The sequence below is a fragment of the Clostridium algoriphilum genome, from assembly GCF_020443705.1.
Lineage (GTDB): Bacteria > Bacillota > Clostridia > Clostridiales > Clostridiaceae > Clostridium_AD > Clostridium_AD algoriphilum.
The window spans coordinates 1-789 of record NZ_JAIZZK010000116.1 but is presented as its reverse complement, the minus strand read 5'-3'; the positions used below and the strand labels follow the sequence as shown (position 1 = coordinate 789).

The 789-nt window shown below is 24.8% G+C and carries 1 protein-coding gene; it reads right to left on the bottom strand.

Annotated features, from left to right (window positions below):
* Positions 1–167: 167 nt before the first annotated feature.
* On the bottom strand, positions 168–431 hold the full coding sequence (locus LGK95_RS22180; RefSeq protein WP_226127098.1) for a hypothetical protein: 264 nt from the start codon (positions 429–431) through the stop codon (positions 168–170).
* Positions 432–789: the final 358 nt, after the last annotated feature.

Genomic DNA, 789 nt, shown 5'->3' with positions numbered 1-789 from the left:
AATGGCTTAAAATATTACTAAATTTAAATGAATTAAATAATTAAGGGCAATCAAGATAAATAATTTATGTTGATTGCCCTTAATTATTTATTTTTTGTCGTTAAACGATCTTTTCACGACATTTGTTGTATCCATCCCCATTATATTAAATGCTTTTTATCAGATGTCTAATCTATTTCATACTCAACAAGTGAACCAGAAGACATTATAAATATATCATCATTAGTTCCTTTAATTTTAACTTTATATTCAACATAATAACCATTTTTGTAATATAAACTATATTTAACTACACCTTCAATAAATTCCATAAAATATTCATTAATGCAAAAACGAATAGAATTTCCGCTGTTGTAATATATTTCAGTTCCTTCAATACTAAAACGTCCGTCCTTATTTAATATTAATTTAGAAATTTTCTTCTCTTTCATTTCATTATCTCCTTAGTTATAAAGCTAGGTGTATTATTTATTAAACTAGTCCCAAAATGGAATAATAATATATTATCTTAATTTTAACAAAATAACAATAACTAACTCACTTCATTTTGTTAAGGCGGCTTTATATGCTAGATATAAGGATACAACAAAAGTCGTGAAACAAATATTTCACGACTTTTGCTTTTTTCAATTCCAATTATATTAAGGGTTAAATGTCCTAAATTGATTTTGAAAAATTACCAATTGCTTTTCTAATTACTTGAACCATCTCTTTAGGGGATTCTCTTTCTTTATTGTCTATCCATTTATATAATATATTCCAAAGACCACCTATGTTATAACGACTTAT